The organism is Rhodococcus sp. 15-649-2-2 (genome assembly GCF_002258645.1).
GTDB lineage: Bacteria > Actinomycetota > Actinomycetes > Mycobacteriales > Mycobacteriaceae > Rhodococcoides.
In genome coordinates, this window is the sequence record NZ_NPFM01000021.1 from 73,911 (window position 1) to 89,264 (window position 15,354).

Genomic DNA, 15,354 nt, shown 5'->3' on the forward strand with positions numbered 1-15,354 from the left:
TTCGGCAATGGCTGTGCTCGCACTACTGCTCTCCGGACTGCTGGCCGGTTTGCTGTCGCAATCCGACGGGGTCGACATATTCGGCGACAGCAGCGTCGGCGGCGTGCTGCTCTCCAGCGGTGGAGGGGGAGTTGCGGCAGCAGTGATTGTGGCGTCGGGTCTGGCGATGCTCGTTCGTCGGCACAGTATTCTGGCCGGCCTGTCCATCGCCGCTGCAGTTGTCGCCGGGGTGACGGCACTGCTGATGCCCTCCGACCTCGCCGAGGTGGTGGCAGGCGGAGTTCTTCTGGGATGCACTGCAGTACGGGCGAACGGTGCACGAGTTCGACAAGCGCTGCTGATCGGGTCGTTCCTTCTCGGTCTGCTCAGTGCAGGCGCGGTCGAGGCTCTGCACTACCCGAGTGTCCCGCGTCGCTACGCCGATTACCTCACCGAGTCCGATATCGGCACACCAGTGGTCGTACCGGTCCTCTGCGCCCTCGTGGTGCTGACGGTGTTCTTGGCAGCTCGTGTCGACCGCGGTGACGACTGTTCGTCACCCGAGCGGAACATCCGTACGGTCGGGGCGATACTGCTGGTCTCGATCGGTGGCCTTCTGCTCGATGTACTGTTCGGGCTCAGCGTGTTTCAGAGCGAATACGGGTTCGTCGGTCGTTGGTACTTCGGAATCCTCGTCGTACCCGTACTGTTCGCGGCCGCTGCTCTGCTGCCGGGCCGCGGTGGCAGGCTCGTTCTCGCCGGGACCGCCGTCCTGCTCACCTCGAACACCACTTCCGGTGTGGGTATCGATGTGTCGGAAGGAGTCTGGGTACTCGGGCTGGTGGCCGTCACGGCACTCGCCGTGTCGGTCGGTGTGGCACTCGGAATACGCTGGGGGCGTTCGTGGATCGGCATCACTGCTCTGGCACTGGTCTGTGTGACCGCACTGTTCGAGTACCCGCCGCTGGACAACGTGCACTACGTGGCAAGTCTGGTGGTTTTCCCCGCAGCTGCGGCCTACCTGTACGTCTCGTGCACCCCCTCGACCCCCACGACCGCGACCCCCACGACCTTGACGCTGGGCCTCGCGGTTCCGGTGGCGATCACGGTCCCGATGGTCGTCACCTACGGCTGGACTGCCTACACACCGTTGACGTCGATCGACACGAGCACGTTCTCTCCCAGCATCGACCTGTGGCTCTCGACGGGAGTTGCCTTCACGACGGTGGTGCTCGCCGGCGTCGGGATGTGGGCCCTCGGTCGTCGGCCACTACTGAATTGATCACCGGAGTACCGTTTTCTGCATGGCTTACAGATACCTCGGAAACAGTGGACTCAAGATCTCGGAGATCACCTACGGCAACTGGTTGACGCACGGATCGCAGGTGGAGAACGATATCGCCACCCAGTGCGTACGCGCGGCTCTCGATGCGGGCATCACCACGTTCGATACGGCCGACGTCTATGCCAACGGAGCTGCCGAGACGGTGCTGGGCGACGCGCTGAAAGGCGAGCGTCGGGAATCGCTCGAGATTTTCACGAAGGTCTACTTCCCCGTCGGACCCAAGGGCCCCAACGACACCGGACTCTCCCGCAAACACATTCTCGAAGGCATCGACGCCTCGCTGCGTCGGCTCGGCACCGATTACGTGGACCTCTACCAGGCTCATCGCTACGACGTCGAGACCCCGCTCGAAGAGACCATCGCCGCCTTCGGTGACGTCGTCCGCCAGGGAAAGGCGCTCTACATCGGCGTCTCGGAATGGACCGCCGACCAGCTCCGCGCCGGGCAGGAACTCGCCCGCCAGAACGGCTTCTCGATCATCTCGAATCAGCCGCAGTATTCGGCTCTCTGGCGTGTCATCGAGGATCAGGTGATCCCGACGTCGAAGGAACTGGGCATCTCGCAGATCGTCTGGTCGCCCATCGCCCAGGGTGTGCTCACCGGTAAGTACCTTCCCGGTCAGCCCCTGCCGGACGGTTCTCGCGCGAAGGACGACAAGGGCGGCGACAAGATGATCGCGCGCTACCTCGACGATCAGACGCTCACCCGGGTGCAGCAGCTGAAGCCGATCGCCGACGATCTGGGAATCACCATGGCGCAGTTGGCCGTTGCATGGGTGTTGGCCAACGACAACATCGCCGCCGCACTTGTCGGTGCCTCGCGACCGGAGCAGATCGCCGAGAACATCAAGGCCTCCGAGGTCACCCTCGACGCCGACGTGCTCGCGAAGATCGACGAGGCACTCGGTGATTCCGTCGAGCGTGACGCGGGCAAGACGGGCTCGCCCGAGGCACGTCTGGTCTGAGCACCCGAAGTTGCCGGTCCGACCGACAAGGCGAAGCGAACAGGGTAATAAGGACGTATGGACACGATCACCGTCGATACACCTCAGGGCCAAGTTCGCGGTCGGACCGGCGCAGGCGTCACCTCGTTCCTCGGAGTGCCGTACGCCGAGGCTCCGTTCGGACCCCGCCGATTCCAAGCGCCGTCGCCGCCGCCGACCTGGGATGGGGTGCGCGACGCCCTCGAACTCGGGGCGACCGTCCCGAAGGTGGGCTACCGTCCGCCGACCAGTGAGATCCTCAGTGAGCCGGTGGTACCCGGCGAGGACTGCCTGAACGTCAACGTCTTCACCCCCGATGCCGGCGGCTCGGCACCGGTGTTCGTCTGGATCCACGGTGGCGCATTCGTCAATGGCAGCAACGCCATTCCCACGTACGACGGTTCCGCCTTCGCGCGCGACGGCATCGTGGCCGTGGTGATCAACTACCGACTCGGCGTCGACGGTTTTGCACTGATCGATGGAGCTCCCGCCAACCGCGGGATGCTCGATCAGGTCGCGGCCCTCGAATGGGTACGCGACCACATCGCTGCCTACGGCGGCGACCCGGCCCGGGTGACCATCGCGGGAGAGTCGGCCGGCGCGATGAGCGTCGGCACCCTGATGTCGATGCCTCGTGCCGAGGGACTCTTCCAACGGGCGATTCTGCAGAGCGGAGCCGGCCACCACGTCATCACCGCCGAGACTGCCGCCAAGGTATCCGCTGCATTGGCCGCCTCGCTCGGCGTCGAGGCGACGGTCGACAGCCTGGGGTCGGTGCCGGTGGATGCCTTGGTCGATGCTCAGCGTGAACTGTCCGATCGAATCACGGCCGAGGCTCCGACCGGAGCCTGGGGTGAGCTCGCCCTGAACGTGATGGCATTCGAGCCGTACATCGACGGTGATATCGTTCCGGCGCTGCCGTTTTCGCGAATCATCAGTGATGGCGCGAGCGCACAGGTGGACGTGCTGATCGGAACCACCAGCGAGGAACATGCGTTCTTCATCGTCCCGGCCGGGATTGTCCCGCACCTCACCGAGGACTACGTGAAGATGGTCCTCGCCGGGTATCGAGCCGACCCGTCGGCGCTGGACCGGTACCGCGAACAGCTGCCCGACGCCTCGGCCGGCGAGCTGATGATCGCCGTCATGACCGACTGGTTCTTCCGTATCCCGGCCACGCGCCTGGTCGAGGCCCGCTCCGGTAACGCCTTCGTCTACGAATTCACCTGGCGCTCATCACTGTTCGACGGCGCGCTCGGGGCCTGCCATGCACTCGAGATCCCGTTCGTGTTCGACATGCTGCACAAGGCCGAGACCGCACGAATCACCGGCCCGAATCCGCCGCAGAAGGTTGCCGACGAGATGCACCGTGCCTGGGTCGAATTCGTGCGCGACGGCTCTCCCGGATGGGACTCGTACGGCACCGACCGTGCGGTGATGATGTTCGGGGACGAGCCGGGAGTCGTTCTGGACCCGCGGCCGGCGACTCGCGCGGTGTGGGACGGGATACGCTGAGCACCTGAGCGGCTGCGCCGCATGTGCACGGAACCTCTTACTCTGCTACGAGGTTCCGCGCTCATGGGTCACCGAAGGTGATGCACTTCCTGCAGCCCGTAGACCGGGGTATCGATACCCTCGTAGCGCGCCTTGATCTGGAGCGCGAGGTAGAGCGAATAGTGTCGCGACTGATGCAGATTGCCGCCGTGGAACCAGAAGTTCTCCTGCTGCGTCGGCTTCCACATGTTGCGCTGCTCGCCCTCCCAGGGGCCGGGATCCTTGGTGGTGTCCGACCCGAGGCCCCAGCATTTGCCGACCTTGTCCGCGGTCTCCTGATCGATCAGGTCGGCGACCCAGCCGTTCATCGAGCCGTAGCCGGTGGCGTAGACGATGAGGTCGGCCGGCAGCTCGGTACCGTCTTCGAGGACGACGCCGGTCTTGCTGATCCGCTCCACCTGTCCGGCAACGAGTTTGATCTTGCCGTCCGCGACGAGCTCGGATGCGCCGACGTCGATGTAGTAACCCGAGCCGCGGCGCAGGTACTTCATGAACAGTCCCGAACCGTCGTCACCGAAGTCGTGTTGGAAGCCGGCCTTCTCGAGGCGATCGTAGAAGTCCTTGTCCTGCTCCGCGATCTGCTGATACACCGGGATCTGGAACTCGTGCATGATCCGGTACGGCAGCGACGCGAACGTGAGATCGGCTTTGCCCGTGGTCATTCCGGACTCGACGGCCCGCTCGGAGTACAGATCCCCGAGGGCGATCTCACACAGCGAATCGGACTTGACGATGTGAGTCGACGAACGCTGCAGCATCGTGACGTCGACGCCGGTCTCGTACAGAGCCTTGCAGATGTCGTGTGCGGAGTTGTTGGAACCGACGACCACGACGCGCTTGCCGACATAGGCGTCGGGACCGGGGTGTTCGCTGGAATGATGCTGCTCGCCCTCGAACTCGTCCATGCCGGGGAAGTTCGGGACGTTCTTCTTGCCGGACATCCCGGTGGCCATCACCAACTGCTTGGGCCGCAGGATCACTTCCTCACCGTCGCGGTCGACGACGACCGTCCACTCCTTCGCCACCTCGTCGTAGGTGGCGGACTTCGCGGTGGTCTTGCTCCAGTACGGAACTTCCATGACCTTGGTGTACATCTCGAGCCAGTCGCCGATCTTGTCCTTCGGCGCGAACACCGGCCAGTTCGGCGGGAACGGCAGATAGGGGAGGTGGTCGTACCAGACCGGGTCGTGTAGGCACAGCGACTTGTAGCGTCCACGCCACTGATCGCCGGGGCGTTCGGCGCGGTCGACGACGATCGCAGGCACCCCCAGCTGTCGGAATCGAGCTCCGAGAGCGATACCGCCCTGGCCGCCACCGATCACGAGGGCATACGGCTGCACGCTGTAGCCGAGCTCGTTCTCCTCGATCTCCTTCTTCTCCGCCCAGTTCTGGGTATCGGCGTTCGAGCCGTGCACCGCGCCTTTGATACGGGACTTGCCTTGACGCTCCTCATGGCCCTTGAGCTCCTGCATGGTCGTCAGCAGAGTCCAGGCCACGTCGTCGCCGGTGTCGGCATCGACCGTCAGGCGCAAGTGCCCTTTACCTCGGCTCGTTGCGGTCTCGAACTCGATCCACGCCGAGACGACGCCGTCCGCCTCGTCGGGTACTTCCGTGGTGTGAAAGCCCGTCGGATCGGTGTCGTCGAGTCGCTGCGACAGCATGTCGCTGACGCCGTCGCGACCCTCGACGGTCTTGAGATTCCAGGTGAACGTGACGAGATCGCGCCAGAAGCTGCTGACGGCGAACATGCCGGCAACGCGGGGGATGTCTCGTGCGACCAGTGCGTCCTCGAACTTCGACAGCCAGGCGTCGACCCGTTCCTGCGGGGTGTGTGTGCGGGTGATGTCGACCGGTTCGATGGTCTGCGTCATGAAAACTCCTCGTGGCGAAAGTGTGCTCGTTGTGTGACCCAGCACACTCCCGCGCCGCGGCGAAGTCGAGAGTTGCAGTGGGTTGCAGCGCGCCGAGGTATCGACCGCGTCGAGAATGAACTCGGGTGACCTGCCTACGTCTGAGTGGGCCTGAGAACCAGGGCTCCCAGAAACTGACACACCTGCAGTGCCAGCGCGAGATCGAGCTTGTCCCCGCTGGTCGTGTGTAGTTCGAGAGCTTTGGTCACCCGATACTTCACCGTGTTGCGGTGGACGTTGAGTTCCTGGGCCGCGTGCAGATGACTCTCGTCGTGCGCGAAATATGCATGCAGGGTGTCTCTCAGCACGGCCGCGTTGGGCGTGTCGTCCGCGAGCGTGCCCAGCGTCTCCCAGACCCAGTACCGGGCCGAATCGAGATCCTGGGCGAGCAGCGACACGATGGCCACATTCTTGTCGCCGTAGCCGAGAACCTCACGCACCGGTGTCCCGGGTATCGACGCGATGGAGTAGGCGGCGCGTGCCTGCTCGTGGGTCCGGCGGAACCCGTCGACGCCCTTGCCCGGTAGCCCGACGGCCATGCGGGTGGACTGGTCGAGGCGAAGGGCCGCGGCAAGTTCGGCCGTATCGACCGTCGGCGTGCGGGTACCCAGGGGGATCCAGGCCCACGCGGTTCGGCGATCGATCGCGGTGACGATCGGCGGACCTGCGGAGCGCATCGCCGCGGCGGCGCGGCGGGAAATGACGTCGATCGATCCGAGGGTCGTCGTCGAGTCCGATCCATCGCTCCACACGACGACACCGAGATGATTCTGGTTCAACAGGTAACCGGTGTGGGCCTCGAACGTCGTTGTGGTTCCGCTCCGGTCGGCCAGCAGTGTGTGAATGGTCGACGAATGAACGGTTCCCTTGGCACCGATCCACCGAATGCGTTCGGTCTCGTAGGCGTCGAAGACAAACAGTGTTATCCAGTCGATGTAGTTGTAGACGACGTCCGAAATATGTTTCAGGACAGCGAAATCGAGCTCCGAATCGTTCGAGTTCTTCTTCACTTCCTCGAAGCAGATACTCATCATTTCGTTCTGGCCCAGGTGATAGGCCCGCACCAGCGAATTCGACGGAACATCGCGTTGAGCAAGGCGCAGTGCGTACTCGACGGCTGCGGTGGTCGGCTGCAGGCGGTCGACCGGAATGTCGTTGGCCAGTACATGCACGATCGTCGAGATGTTGCCGTGGACAGAGGCCTCGAGAAGCTGCACGAGGACGGGGTCGTCGTCCAGATGATCGATATCGTGCGCCATGAGCGAGGTCATCGCCCGGACCATGTCGAGTTCTCGCGCCGACAGCGACCGCGCGACCTGTGCGACGGCGGCGAGAACGTCCTCGTGGGCCGTCGCAGGCACATGAGCAAGCCGGCTGCGGGCAACCGCCCGACGGTCCTCGGGTTCGAGGTTCGTCACCCCACGTCCTTCTTCTGCCGCCGTAGGTGTCGCAACGCGGACTCCGCTGCGTTGTATCCGCACATTCCGTGTGCGCCGGCACCCGGGGGAGTCGACGCGGAACACAGATACACGCCGGGAACTCCGATACTGTACGGATCCAACGCAACTCGAGGTCGAAGTACCACCTGAAGTTCGGTGTTCGCGCCCCCGATGATGTCGCCGCCGAGGTAGTTCGGATTCGACGCCTCCAGTTCGGTCGGGGAGGTGACGACGGTGGCGACGACGATATCTCGGAATCCAGGTGCGAATCGTTCGATCTGGGCGATGATCGCCTCGGTCGCGTTGCCGGTGAATCCGTTGGGCACATGGGCGTACGCGTACAGCGGATTGATCGACCCGGCAGATCGCGTCGGGTCGGCCACGTACTGCTGGCCCACCAACACGAACGGCCGATCCGGCATGACGCCCAGATTGATCGCCTTCTCGCTCGCCGCGATCTGCTCGAAGGAACCTCCTAGGTGAACGGTGCCGGCGCGCCCGCACGCGGCGTTCGTCCACGGTACGTGTCCGTCGATCGCGAAATCGATCTTGAACGCGGCCGGAGCACGACGAAACTTGCGGTAGGAGCGCGCGATACGAGAGGGCACCGCATCGCCGTAGATGTCGAGAGCGCCGCGCGGTGACGTATCGAGCAGGACCACGTCGGATCGGGGAATGTCCGAAGCCGTCCGTACTCGAACGCCGGTGTCGATCTTGCCGCCGTGATCGGCCAGCATCGACGCCAACGCCTGCGTTATCGCCCCGGAACCGCCCTCGGCCACCGGCCAGCCGTAGCGATGACCCGAGGCCGCGAGCATCAACCCGACGGCCGACGTTGCCGGTCGGTCCAATCGGTAGTAGGCGTGCGCCGCCAGCCCGCCGAACATCGCTCTCGCCTTGTCCGTTCGCCACCACTTCGCCGACACGGTGGCCGGTAGCAGTGCGCGTGGACCGAAGGCCACAAGGGCCAGCGGGTGCCGCGGCACGTTCGCAATCGGACGCATCAAGTCGGCAGCGAGGACGTCGAAATTGCGGGCCAGGTCCCCGAACATCCGGTTCCAGCGCACCCCGTCGACACCCAGACCGTCGGCCGTTGCCTCTATCGACCGGTGGATCGATCCTGCATCACCGTTGTCGAGCGGATGCGCGCAGTCGATGTCCGCCAGTCGCCACCGCAGACCGTAACGCTCGAGGTCGAGCGTGCGCAGATACGGCGAACCCGCACCCATCGGATGGAACGCCGAACACAGATCGTGCGTCACACCCGGCACTGTCATCTCGGCGCTGCGCGTTCCCCCGCCGATGGTGTCCGCAGCCTCGAGAACATGAACATCGACCCCGGCGCGAGCGAGGCGTACCGCGGCAGCGAGCCCGTTCGGCCCGCTGCCGACGACCACGGCTGTGGTCATACCTGCTCGCCGCGTTGCGGAGTGGGCGCGACGACGGAGTCGCCTGCGGGGCGTGCGGTGTTCTCGCGCATCTTCGGTTCCTTCACGGTGCCGGCATCGGTGGCGGCGCGGTTCGCGTCGATGTCCAGTGTCCACGTCACAGTCACCGGAATCGGGCCGTTCGGCAACCACGGCTGCTCCTCGATGGCATCGGAGACCTTGTACGTACCGCGTTCGATGACTCCCAGAGCCGCATCGATGACCTGATATTGCTGGTAGTTCTTGTGAATGGGCTGCGACTCGATCCAGACCACGAGAAATTCTCCCGGCGCGAAATTGCATCGGCGTTGAATCGCCGCGATCAGCTTGGCGTCGTGCAGATGGCCGTCACCGAAGTTGAACGCCACGATCGAATTGCACGAGAACTCGGCGTCACGCAACGTGTAGGTGTCGATGTCCTCGCCGAGGTGATTCATCATCAGAGAGAACAGTGCGCGACCCTGGCTGTGCATCGAACGCCAGCCGAGCAGCTGGTGCATCACCACGTCGGCGACATCGGCCGGATAGGTCGCCAGCAGTTGAGTGCGAGTGTTCTGGCTCGGCCGCTTGATGAACTCGTCGATCTTGTCCTCGCAACCGGGAGCGAACGCCCACGTCGCCGACGCCCAGTTGCCGGCGTACTGACGCATCGAGGGCAGGAACGAGACCAGATCGGGTCGGAGGTTGCCGACGATCGGGAAGAACACGAGCGCAACGACGATGACGGCCAGCAGCACCGGAGAGGAGAAGTTCCATACGGCGAAACCGTCGGCGTTCGGGAATCCGAGGAAGAGGAACACCGCCGCGAACGCGAAGAACAGATTCCATTCCAGCGGGACGGCGAGCGGGAACGTCGAGGTGATGAACAGGTGGAACGCGACCATCAGTGCGGCGGCAGCGAGAGCGACGACGGCATTGGTGGTGAAGAGCAGGACCAGCGGCGTCGCGACCTCGACCAACGTTCCGAGGACATGGCCGATGCCGCCGGCCATGGTGGACGGGCGAAGGTCGTCCGGGAAGTTGCGGTAATGCGCGCGCTTGAGACGGGTCGAGGTGATCCACGGGGTGTTCGAGAGCATCGGCGGAATGACCATCGAGAAATGGTGGCCGAGCTTGGAGATTCCGGCACCGACCCACACCGAGACCATCAGCAGTTTGAGGGCGATGATCATGTCGACGAACGGCAGTAGCCCGAAGAACAGCACGGCTGGGAAATACTGCTCACCGCGGGCGGCGATGAAGATGACCTTGTCGCGCAACCCGATCACGACGAGAAGGGCGGCGAGGATGATCATCAGTGCGGGCCGCACCAGGCCGTTGTTGTCCGCGATCGCAGAGTCGATCGAGCTGCTGTGCACGCCGGGAAGGATCAGTGCGGCAACGATGTCGACCACGATCGCGGCGTAGACGATGACATCGAAGACCGTCCGGCTGTCACCGGAGGTGAAGGGCACCTTTCCCGGCCACGGTGGCAGGCGAATCGTGTTGGGGCGCAACCAGAAGAGCGCGCCGCCCATCATCGGCTCGAAGTGACCGGCAAGCGGGCCCCAGGATCCGCCCAGGCCGAGCGTTTCGAGGAGTAGCGTCCACAGCAGGATCTTCTGGTACACGATCGGTTCGTTCCACCACGCTGAGAAGTCGAGAGGATTGTGCCCGGAGGTCAAGGTGGCTATCGACACGCCGATGGCGAGGTAGAGGACCGCGAGTTTGAGAATGTAAATGGTGTGCACCATCTTCGGGGTTCCGAAGCCGTGGTCGGCCCAGTGGGTCGACATCGCCCGCAGTCGGTCGCGGAACGGTAGATCGAGGAAGGTGGCCGGGTCGACCGGCGGGAAGTTTCCTTCTTTGAATCCCATGTCGTTACTCCTGTGTGGGTGGTGTGGGTACGGGTGATCGCCTCACCGGCATCGGACGCTGGTGAGTGAGATGTTCGGAGCTGGAAATGTCAGCCGACGGGTGCGGCGGCGGAGCGGAGTTCGGTGCGCAGACGGGGTTTGTCGATCTTGCCGACGGGGTTCTTCGGGAGCGCGTCGACGAGGTGAATCGCAACGGGCAGTTTGACTTTCGTGACGAGATCACGGAGATGGTCCAGAAGATCGGCGGATCCGACGGTTGCGGCCGGGTAGGTCACCACGTACGCGACGGGGACTTCGCCGTACACCTCGTCCGGTGCGCCCACGACGGCAACTTCGAGCACATCGGAATGGGTGGCGAGGGCATTCTCGATTTCCTTCGGATAGATGTTCTCCCCACCGCGAATGATCATGTCCTTGATGCGATCGACGAGGGTGAGGTAGCCATCGACGTCGAGGTGTCCGACGTCGCCGGTGTGCAGCCATCCGTCGACGACGGTCCGTTCGGTCTCCTCCGGGCGACCGAAGTAGCCGCGCATGACATTCGGGCCCGAGATCAGCACCTCACCGACGGTTCCGACGGGCAGGTGGTGGCCGTCCTCGTCGACGATGGCGATGCTCTGGCCCGGCAGTGCCGGACCGACGGTTCCCAACTTTCGGAGTCCGGTGGGAGGATTGCACGCCGATGCGCAGGTCCCCTCGGTGAGGCCGTACCCCTCGACGAGGGCGAAACCGAATCTCGACTCGGCGCGGTCGAGAAGTTCCTTGGAGATCGGTGCGGCCCCGCACACGCCGAATCGGACGGACGAGAAGTCCGATTCGAGGTCCGGTGGCTGCGCGGCCAGCAACGCGTAGATCGTGGGGACGGCCGAGAAATAGGTCGGGCGAAGCTCTTTCACGTCCTCGAAGAATCTCGTTGGACTGAACCGTCCGGTGATGCTGACCTGGCCTCCGGCGATCAATGGAGCGAGAACGCTGACGCAGATGGCATTGACGTGGAAGAGCGGCAGGACGAGCAGGCAATGATCGTCGGCGGTCAGATCGAGATGTGTTGCCATCGCCGACGCCATGTACTGCAGATTGGCGTGGGTCAGCTCGACGCCTTTCGGACGCCCCGTGGATCCGGAGGTATAGATCAGCAGCGCAAGGTCGTCGGACCCGGGTTCGACCGAGCCGAGATCATCGAACGATGATGTGGTGGTGGAGCGGAGTTCGTCGGCCGAGATGTCGTCGACGGTGAGGCAGGCGATGCCGTCGACGCGCGGACTGCCGCTGTCGGTGATCGCGATGACCGCACGCGAGTCCGTGATCTGATGATGGGCCTCGGACGGCGTCGAGGTGGGGTTCACCGGAGTTGCGACCGCACCGATACGCCACGCGGCCATGATCGCGATGATCAGTTCGACCCGGTTGGGAAGTATCACGGCAATCACGTCGCCTGTGCGGACCCCGTGTGCGGCCAACTGCGACGCGAAAACATCTACGCGCCCTGCGAATTGGGCGTACGTCAATTCGGAGTGGTCGTCGCGAACGCACGGTCGATCTGCTCTTTCGGCCGAAGAACGCCACGGGAAGTACCCGATGACCGTCATGTGTGGATCCCCTCGCTAGTGCTGTGATCCACGACACTAGTGACGGAAGGGGGGTGTCGATAGAGCTCGCGAGGCCAGAGATCGGCTCATCTGTTGTTCTCGGAGCATAAACACGACCGACGTCGATCGCCGGTCGTGTCTCGGCTGTTCGTCTCAGGCGGGCGAGAGCTTCTTCAACCCCAACGACTGGAATCCGACGACGTAGATCAAGGTCCAGAGCACCAGCCAGTCGATGAATCCCAGTGCGTTCCCGGAGATCCCGGCGGCGACGGTGGGCTCGTGCAGTATGTGCTCCGCGACGACGTAGTAGTAGGCCAGGAACGTGCCGATGGCCAAGGCGAAGGTCAGCACCGCGCGCCCCGCCGCGGGGAAGCGATTACCGAAGCCGTTGGCCCAGAAAATCATCCAGAAGGCCCAGCACACGCCGATCTGCGCCGGGAACTGCTTGATGACGGAGCCGAGCTCGGCGGTGGCGTCGGACCCGACCAGGAGCTTCGCCAGGGGAACCATCAGGAAGTAGATCACGGTGCCGAGAACCGCGTTGCCGACCGTTGCCGCCAGGGCGGTCCGTCCGCCGCCACCGGCCAGTTTCCACGGCCAGTTGTCGAGGGTCTGGCCGGTGAGGATCACCGAGACGACGATCGAGTAGAACCAGCCCAGTGCGGTGTCGACGGACATCAGTGGATCGGTGGCCGAGAGCGAGACCGACGGCAGTCCGAACACGAAGTACAGCGCGAGAGTCGGGACGGCAACGAAGGCGATCTCGCACAGCCCGATCAGCGGTTGCTTCATACGCAGTACGGTCCACGGCCAGTGCTGCCAGTTCAGGACCACCATCACCCAGGTTCCGAAACCGAACAGCACGAACAGCGCACCGGCGAAATAGCCGAGTCCGCCCTCCCGAGAGCCGGCGAAATCGGGATACAACGACCCGAGGCCGCTACCGAGGATCCAGGTGACGGCCACGGCGAACACTGCCGTCGAGGCCAGGATGGTGAGCCCGCGTATCGGTTGCTTCAGTGAGTCGAATCCGGCGAATTCGCAATCGAATCCGATGAACACGATGAACAGAATTGCCCAGAACAGCGCGGCGTTGAAGGGGAGGGGATAGAAGTTCCACGGACTGGTGGTCGGGTCGGCCAGCAGATACCACGTCGCAAGCGACACGGCCACCACGACGGCGAGGTTGGCAACTCCGAACACGAGCCAGTTACCCTGTGGTGGAGTGATTTTCGGCTTGCTCAGTGGGCGGTCTGCGGTAGCGGTCATGTGCTGCTCGTTTCGTTCGAGGCGAAGGTGACGCCGTCACTATGAGCTGAATCACACCCGACCGTCAGGGTTGCGGGAGGTTGCACTGCGGCCGGCGCAGTGCAACGCGGTGCAACCCTGGCGGTTGTGCTCCGGGTCACATAAACCTGAGTGCATCCAATCCAGTCAGGAGTGAAAACCGATGCGCGCAGCTATGTACTACGGACCCAACAAGGTGGAGATCACCGACGTCCCCGAGCCTCATCCCGGTGAAGGGCAGGTCAAGATCAAGATCGGGTTCAACGGAATCTGCGGAACCGACCTGCACGAGTACTACGCCGGCCCCATCTTCATCCCCACCTCGCCGCATCCGCTGACCGGTCAGGAGATGCCGCTGATCCTCGGGCACGAGTTCTCGGGAACCGTCACCGAGCTCGGCGCGGGCGTGACCGGCATCGCGGTCGGCGACCGCGTCGCCATCGAGCCGCTCTATCGGTGCGGACACTGCGGGCCGTGCCGGGCGGGCAACTACAACATCTGCGCGCAGATCGGCTTCCACGGACTGATGTCCGACGGCGGAATGGCCGAATACACCGTGGTCCCCACCGACATGATTCACGCCTTGCCCGACAACGTCTCGCTCGAACTCGGTGCGCTCGTCGAACCGATGTCGGTCGCCTATCACGCTGCGACACTCGGAGATCCGAAGACCGAGGACACCGCGATGGTGTTCGGAGCAGGGCCCATCGGCATCGGACTGTGGTTCGCGCTGCGCGGCAAAGGACTCGACAACGTCTACGTCGTCGAACCGTCGCCGACGCGTCGAGCATCGATCGAGGCCCTCGGAGCGAAGACCCTCGATCCGACAGCTCTCGACATCCCGGCCTACATCGCCGACCTCACCTACGGCAAGGGTGCCGACGCCATCTACGACGCAGCCGGCGTGCAACCTGCCGTCGAGGCCGCGCTCGGTTGTATCGGTGCGCGTAAGCCGCTGATCAGCGTCGCTATCTACGAAAAGCCTCTCACCACGCCGCTGCAGAAGCTGGTGATGAACGAATCCCGAATTCAGGGCTCGCTGTGCTACACCTCCGCCGACTACGAGGCCGTCATCGATCTGATGAGCCAGGGCCACTACGACACGACTGGCTGGGTGGACAAGATTGCGCTCGACGGCGTCATCGACGACGGGTTCGAGGCGCTGCACGCAGGCACGAAGATGAAGGTTTTGGTCGATCCTTCGACTGGAGCATCCGCATGAGCGCGGTGTTGGTGACCGGAGCGGGTCAGGGCATCGGCCGCGCCATCGCGTTGCGGTTGGCGAACGACGGTCACGACATCGCATTGGTGGATTTGGCCGAGGACAAGATCGCAGGCGTCGCCGACGAGGTGCGTCGAACTGGCTCGAAGGCAACGACATTCGTGGCCGACGTCAGTGATCGCGACCAGGTGTTCGCGGCCGTCGACCACGCGCACAGCGCGCTCGGCGGGTTCGACGTCATCGTCAACAATGCGGGAATAGCGCAAGTGGCCCCGCTCGACGATGTTCGGCCCGAGGACGTCGCGACGATCTGGGCCGTCAACGTCGACGGCGTGCTGTGGGGAATCCAAGCGGCCGCAGCAACATTCAAGTCTCTCGGCCAGAAGGGCAAGATCATCAACGCGTCGTCCATCGCGGGTCACGACGGATTCGCGATGCTCGGGGTCTACAGCGCAACAAAATTCGCGGTTCGGGCACTGACCCAGGCTGCGGCCAAGGAATATGCCGCTGAGGGCATCACCGTCAACGCGTACTGCCCCGGAGTGGTGGGCACCGACATGTGGGTGACCATCGACAAACGGTTCGCCGAGCTGACCGGCGCCGCGGAGGGCGAAACCTACGACAAGTTCGTCGGCGGTATCGCTCTCGGTCGGGCGCAGACGCCCGAGGACGTGGCAGCGTTCGTTTCGTATCTCGCTGGACCCGACTCGGACTACATGACGGGCCAGGCACCGTTGATCGACGGTGGCCTGGTCTATCGGTAA

At 64.0% G+C, this 15,354-nt stretch carries 11 protein-coding genes; 5 read left to right on the forward strand and 6 right to left on the reverse strand.

What is annotated here, in order from left to right:
• Nucleotides 1–7 precede the first annotated feature (7 nt).
• Genes CH305_RS12250 through CH305_RS12260 form a run of 3 tightly spaced genes read left to right on the forward strand, consistent with a single transcriptional unit; the run spans nucleotide 8 to nucleotide 3,821 of the window.
• Complete coding sequence (locus CH305_RS12250; protein WP_094703846.1) at nucleotides 8–1,261, forward strand: hypothetical protein; 1,254 nt, start codon at nucleotides 8–10, stop codon at nucleotides 1,259–1,261.
• 22 nt (nucleotides 1,262–1,283) lie between these two features.
• On the forward strand, nucleotides 1,284–2,288 hold the full coding sequence (locus CH305_RS12255; RefSeq protein WP_037149047.1) for an aldo/keto reductase family protein: 1,005 nt from the start codon (nucleotides 1,284–1,286) through the stop codon (nucleotides 2,286–2,288).
• 57 nt (nucleotides 2,289–2,345) lie between these two features.
• Entirely contained in the window at nucleotides 2,346–3,821 is a 1,476-nt protein-coding gene (locus tag CH305_RS12260; protein ID WP_094703847.1) for a carboxylesterase/lipase family protein, read from the forward strand.
• 68 nt (nucleotides 3,822–3,889) lie between these two features.
• On the opposite strand, the gene CH305_RS12265 is transcribed toward CH305_RS12260, so the two are convergent.
• The 6 genes from CH305_RS12265 to CH305_RS12290 form a co-directional block, all read right to left on the reverse strand.
• On the reverse strand, nucleotides 3,890–5,731 hold the full coding sequence (locus CH305_RS12265; protein ID WP_094703848.1) for an NAD(P)/FAD-dependent oxidoreductase: 1,842 nt from the start codon (nucleotides 5,729–5,731) through the stop codon (nucleotides 3,890–3,892).
• A gap of 134 nt (nucleotides 5,732–5,865) precedes the next feature.
• Nucleotides 5,866–7,188: a CdaR family transcriptional regulator gene (locus tag CH305_RS12270; RefSeq protein WP_094703849.1), complete on the reverse strand. Its 1,323-nt coding sequence runs from the start codon at nucleotides 7,186–7,188 to the stop codon at nucleotides 5,866–5,868.
• A complete protein-coding gene (locus CH305_RS12275) occupies nucleotides 7,185–8,618 on the reverse strand; it encodes an NAD(P)/FAD-dependent oxidoreductase (RefSeq protein WP_094703850.1) in 1,434 nt (477 codons plus the stop codon). The genes CH305_RS12270 and CH305_RS12275 overlap by 4 nt, the downstream gene beginning before the upstream one ends.
• Nucleotides 8,615–10,492: a DUF3556 domain-containing protein gene (locus CH305_RS12280; protein WP_094703851.1), complete on the reverse strand. Its 1,878-nt coding sequence runs from the start codon at nucleotides 10,490–10,492 to the stop codon at nucleotides 8,615–8,617. The genes CH305_RS12275 and CH305_RS12280 overlap by 4 nt, the downstream gene beginning before the upstream one ends.
• 89 nt (nucleotides 10,493–10,581) lie before the next feature.
• Complete coding sequence (locus CH305_RS12285; protein WP_094703852.1) at nucleotides 10,582–12,081, reverse strand: class I adenylate-forming enzyme family protein; 1,500 nt, start codon at nucleotides 12,079–12,081, stop codon at nucleotides 10,582–10,584.
• Nucleotides 12,082–12,234: 153 nt separating this feature from the next.
• Nucleotides 12,235–13,350: a hypothetical protein gene (locus CH305_RS12290; RefSeq protein WP_094703853.1), complete on the reverse strand. Its 1,116-nt coding sequence runs from the start codon at nucleotides 13,348–13,350 to the stop codon at nucleotides 12,235–12,237.
• 181 nt (nucleotides 13,351–13,531) lie between these two features.
• Between CH305_RS12290 and CH305_RS12295 the strand changes: the two genes are divergently transcribed.
• Together CH305_RS12295 and CH305_RS12300 are read left to right on the forward strand one after the other, a co-directional pair.
• The gene (locus tag CH305_RS12295) at nucleotides 13,532–14,590 is read left to right on the forward strand and encodes a 2,3-butanediol dehydrogenase (protein WP_094703854.1); all 1,059 of its coding nucleotides are present in this window, start codon (nucleotides 13,532–13,534) and stop codon (nucleotides 14,588–14,590) included.
• Nucleotides 14,587–15,354, forward strand: a complete 768-nt coding sequence (locus CH305_RS12300) for an acetoin reductase (protein ID WP_094609357.1) — start codon at nucleotides 14,587–14,589, stop codon at nucleotides 15,352–15,354. Before CH305_RS12295 ends, CH305_RS12300 begins: the two co-directional genes overlap by 4 nt.

What these genes read in the sequence shown, in the direction of transcription:
- CH305_RS12290 (WP_094703853.1), bottom strand. Translation starts at nt 13,350, where the DNA reads ATGACCGCTACCGCAGACCGCCCACTGAGCAAGCCGAAAATCACTCCA.
- CH305_RS12300 (WP_094609357.1), top strand. Translation starts at nt 14,587, where the DNA reads ATGAGCGCGGTGTTGGTGACCGGAGCGGGTCAGGGCATCGGCCGCGCC.
- CH305_RS12280 (WP_094703851.1), bottom strand. Translation starts at nt 10,492, where the DNA reads ATGGGATTCAAAGAAGGAAACTTCCCGCCGGTCGACCCGGCCACCTTC.
- CH305_RS12250 (WP_094703846.1), top strand. Translation starts at nt 8, where the DNA reads ATGGCTGTGCTCGCACTACTGCTCTCCGGACTGCTGGCCGGTTTGCTG.
- CH305_RS12265 (WP_094703848.1), bottom strand. Translation starts at nt 5,731, where the DNA reads ATGACGCAGACCATCGAACCGGTCGACATCACCCGCACACACACCCCG.
- CH305_RS12295 (WP_094703854.1), top strand. Translation starts at nt 13,532, where the DNA reads ATGCGCGCAGCTATGTACTACGGACCCAACAAGGTGGAGATCACCGAC.
- CH305_RS12255 (WP_037149047.1), top strand. Translation starts at nt 1,284, where the DNA reads ATGGCTTACAGATACCTCGGAAACAGTGGACTCAAGATCTCGGAGATC.
- CH305_RS12260 (WP_094703847.1), top strand. Translation starts at nt 2,346, where the DNA reads ATGGACACGATCACCGTCGATACACCTCAGGGCCAAGTTCGCGGTCGG.
- CH305_RS12275 (WP_094703850.1), bottom strand. Translation starts at nt 8,618, where the DNA reads ATGACCACAGCCGTGGTCGTCGGCAGCGGGCCGAACGGGCTCGCTGCC.
- CH305_RS12285 (WP_094703852.1), bottom strand. Translation starts at nt 12,081, where the DNA reads ATGACGGTCATCGGGTACTTCCCGTGGCGTTCTTCGGCCGAAAGAGCA.